The sequence below is a fragment of the Paracoccus sp. UBA5162 genome (assembly GCF_002413585.1).
Classification (GTDB): Bacteria; Pseudomonadota; Alphaproteobacteria; order Rhodobacterales; family Rhodobacteraceae; genus Paracoccus.
Window position 1 is genome coordinate 39276 of sequence record NZ_DHXG01000063.1, and the last position, 3911, is coordinate 43186.

At 64.3% G+C, this 3911-nt stretch carries 5 protein-coding genes; 1 reads left to right on the forward strand and 4 read right to left on the reverse strand.

The features are described from left to right. From B4A72_RS09455 to cysQ, 4 genes are all read right to left on the reverse strand, one after another. A partial coding sequence (locus B4A72_RS09455; RefSeq protein WP_292978425.1) for an NAD-dependent epimerase/dehydratase family protein occupies positions 1-325 on the reverse strand: 325 nt, incomplete at its 3' end. A gap of 3 nt (positions 326-328) precedes the next feature. Continuing rightward, positions 329-1225, reverse strand: a complete 897-nt coding sequence (locus tag B4A72_RS09460; protein WP_292959176.1) for a UTP--glucose-1-phosphate uridylyltransferase — start codon at positions 1223-1225, stop codon at positions 329-331. Between the two features lie 197 nt (positions 1226-1422). Next, a complete protein-coding gene (locus tag B4A72_RS09465) occupies positions 1423-2223 on the reverse strand; it encodes a 3-deoxy-manno-octulosonate cytidylyltransferase (protein WP_292959152.1) in 801 nt (266 codons plus the stop codon). Position 2224: 1 nt separating this feature from the next. Then, entirely contained in the window at positions 2225-3022 is a 798-nt protein-coding gene (gene cysQ, locus B4A72_RS09470) for a 3'(2'),5'-bisphosphate nucleotidase CysQ (protein ID WP_292959153.1), read from the reverse strand. 152 nt (positions 3023-3174) lie between these two features. Between cysQ and B4A72_RS09475 the strand changes: the two genes are divergently transcribed. Next, positions 3175-3911 (forward strand): ABC transporter permease (locus tag B4A72_RS09475; protein WP_292978427.1); only part of this gene is annotated, 737 nt, incomplete at its 3' end.

The following is a 3911-nucleotide window of genomic DNA, read 5'->3' on the forward strand; positions in this document are numbered from 1 at the left end:
CCGCCGCGACCGCCGCCTCGATCAGGTTCAGCGAACCGGCAACATTGTTTCGCCAGTATCTGCCGGGTTCGCTCATCGCCTCGCCCACTTGGCTCAGCGCCGCGAAATGCATGACCGCGACCGGGCGATACTCGGCGAAGGCCGCGTCCAGGGCCGCGCGGTCCATCAGATCGGCCTGGACCAGCGGGCCGAACTTCACCGCGTCACGCCAGCCGGTCGAAAGGTTGTCCAGCGCGACCGGACGATATCCGGCGGTGGCCAGCGCCTTGCAGGCATGCGAGCCGATGTAACCGGCACCGCCGGTCACGAGAACCGTTTCAGGCATCGGTCACTCCGCCGCGCGGCGCATCGACATGACGTCGTGCAGATATTCCGCGAATTCCTCTTTCAGCTCATCCCGGTCCAGACCGAAGGCGACGGTGGCCTGCAGGAAGCCCGCTTTCGAGCCGCAATCGAACCGCTGGCCGCGGAATCGCAAACCGTAGACGCCGCGCCCGGCTTCGATTTCATCAGCGATGGCGTCGGTCAGCTGGATCTCGCCGCCGGAACCGGCCTTCAGCTTGTTGAGGTTCTGCATCACCGTCGGCGCAAGGATATAGCGCCCGATGACCGCAAGGTTCGATGGCGCGGTCTCCGGGGTCGGCTTTTCGACCATGCCGCGCACCTTGACGATGGCGCCCATGTCCTCGCTGACATCAAGCACGCCGTAGGACGCGGCTTTTTCGGGCGCGACCTCCATCGTGGCGACCATGCTGCCGCCGGTCTCGCCATAGGCCTCGATCATCTGCTGCAGGCAGGGCGGTTCGCCCATGATGACGTCGTCGGTCAGGATCACCGCGAAGGGTTCATCATCGGCCAGAAGGCGGCGTGCGCACCAGACCGCGTGGCCGAGGCCAAGCGCCTTGTGCTGACGGATATAGGCGATGGCGCCCGATTCCATGTTGGTCGTGCGCAGAAGGTCCAGAAGATGATTCTTGCCCGCCTTCTTCAGGCTCGATTCCAGTTCGTGGGCATGATCGAAATAATCTTCCAGCGCGCCCTTCCCGCGAGAGGTCACGAAGATGAATTCGGTAATGCCCGCGGCCCGAGCCTCGTCGATCGCGTACTGGATCAACGGCCGGTCCACCAGGGTCATGATTTCCTTGGGGATGCTCTTGGTTGCCGGCAAGAAGCGCGTTCCCAGCCCCGCCACCGGGAAAATCGCCTTGGTCACCTTACGCTTCATCGCCATCGCACCTTTTCCTTCAGACTGTGCCGGACATCGCGCCGACCTGAGCAGCACCTGACAACTTCACCGGGGAATCACAAGCATCAACACCTGCCATCCTAGCAACCCGGGCAAGGGCTCGCCAAGACATCGGTGCGCATTCGACGCATTTCCGCCACTTGCCGGGTTCCCGGGCCCGAACCGGCGGACCCGGCCTAGTCGATCTTCATATCGGACATCATCCGTTCCAACCGCGAAACGTCCTGGGGGTTGTTGAGTTCCCAGAATTGCCGGCCGCGCGCCTGCACCTCGACGCACAGGATCTGTCTGCCGCGTTCCAGAAAACGCAACTGCTCCAGCCCTTCCAGCTTTTCCAGCCGACCCTCGTCCCATCCGGGATAGGCTGCCAGCGCGCCGGGGCGATAGGCGTAGACGCCGACATGATGAAAGACCGGACTGGGTGCGTCGGGCCCGACATCATCCGACGCGAAAGGAATGACCTCTTTCGAGAAATACAGCGCCTGCATGTCGTGCCCGAAGACGGCGGTGGTGCCGCCGACGCGACCGGCATGGCGATCGGCGATCAGTTCGGCCCGCATCCGCCCCGAACAGCGCAGCACCGGCGTCGCGACATCGGATCGCGGGGCCGCGCGCAGGCCCGCGACCAGTTCCTCGACAAACCAGGCGGGGGTCAGCGGCGCGTCGCCCTGCAGGTTGACGACGATCTCGGGCGAGATGCCCATCGTCGCGACCGCCTCGGCGCAGCGTTCGGTGCCGTTGCGACAGGCCGGGGCGGTCATCACCACCTCGGCGCCGAAGCCCTCCGCATGGACCCGTATGCGGTCGTCATCGGTGGCGACAACCACGCGGTCGATGCCGCCGACGGCGCGGGCGGCATCCCAACTGCGCCGGATCAGGCTGCGCGCGCGGCCCGAAGCACCGGTCAGTTCGGCCAACGGCTTGCCCGGATAGCGGGTCGAGGCGAAGCGGGCCGGGATGACGATGACGACCGACATCTCAGTCCTTGACCAGCAGCACGCCGGGCGCGAAGGCGACGAAGAACGGATTTTCAAAACCGGGTTTGCCATAGACCAGCGGCGTGTGATCGTCGAAACGCACCACCTCGCCGCCGGCGCCGCGCAGCACCGCGTCGCCCGCCGCCGTGTCCCATTCCATCGTCCGACCCAGCCGCGGATAGAGATCCGCCTCGCCTGTCGCCACGAGACAGAATTTCAGCGACGATCCGGCGCTGGTCATGTCGCGCAGCGCGTATCGGGCGATGTAATTGTCCGTTGCCGCGTCGCGATGCGATTTCGAGGCCACCACCATCAGACCGCGATTGTCCGGCGTCGGGTTGACGCCGACTGGCTCGGTCGCGCCGGGACTTTCGCCGAAGGGCCCGCGTTCCTCGACAGACCGGCCGTCGCCGGTGGTGTAGAACAGACGCCCCTTGGCGGGGGCATAGACGACCCCGCGCACCGGAATGCCGTCCTGGACATAGGCGATATTGACGGTGAAATCGCCGCGCCGTTGCACGAATTCCTTGGTCCCGTCCAGGGGATCGACGATCAGGAAGCTCGGCGCCGTCTGTTCATGGGTGGCGGCCTGTTCCTCGGTCACGACCGGGATGTCCGGAAACGCCCTGCGCAGACCGGCCGAGATCAGCGCATCCGCGGCCTCGTCGGCCTCGGTCACGGGTGAATCGTCCGATTTCGAGCGCACGGCGAAATTCTCGGCTTCGTAGATTTCCATGATCTTCGCCCCGGCCTGCAAGGCGAGACGGCGCATTTCGCTGGTCAACAGATCAAATTGCATCCAGATTCCCTTCGAAAGCGGGCCTTTCGACCGGTCATGCCGATTGCCCGGACCTGCCTGACTTCTTATGATCGCGCAAACCCGGCAGGGCAAGCGCCTGTCGGCGAAACTGTCCGCGCGCCGCGCCCCTCATGACGGAGCATGACCCGAAGGTGTTCGTTCAGCGACAGAACCGCAACATGCTTCAGGCCGCCGGCGGCACGCTGGCGCTGATCTATCACCAGACGGTCTACAATCTGCGCAACGAACAGCGCAACGCCGTCATCGGCCTGCTGATGACCATCGTCCAGGCCATTGTCTTCATGGCGGCCTTCGTGCTGATCTTCCTGGTCGTCGGCGTCCGCACCTCGCCCCTTCGCGGCGATTTCATGCTTTATCTGATGTCGGGAATCTTCCTGTTCATGACCCATGTCCGGGCGGTCAACGCCGTCTCCACGGCAGGCGGGGCAGGCGCATTGCTGAAACACGAGCCCTTGAACCAGGCGGTGCTGATCGCGGCGGCCGCTCTGGCGGTGCTGTATCGCCAGATCATCAGCATCATCACCATCTTGTGGTTCTATCACGTGCTGTTGTCCCCGATCGAGATCGAGCGTCCGGTCGGCGCGCTGGCCATGCTTCTGGTGGCCTGGATGTCGGGCGGCGCGGTCGGCCTGGTGTTCCTGTCGATCAAGCCGTGGCTGCCCCGATTCGCGGGCGTCGCATCGACCCTGTATCAGCGCGTCAACATGTTCGCCTCGGGCAAGATGTTCGTGGCCAACGTGCTGCCGAATTTCATGCTGCCCTACTTCTGGTGGAACCCGCTTTTTCACGCCATCGACCAGGAACGCGGATATGTCTTCATCAACTACACGCCGATGAAGACCAGCCAGACCTACGCGCTGTGGTTCAC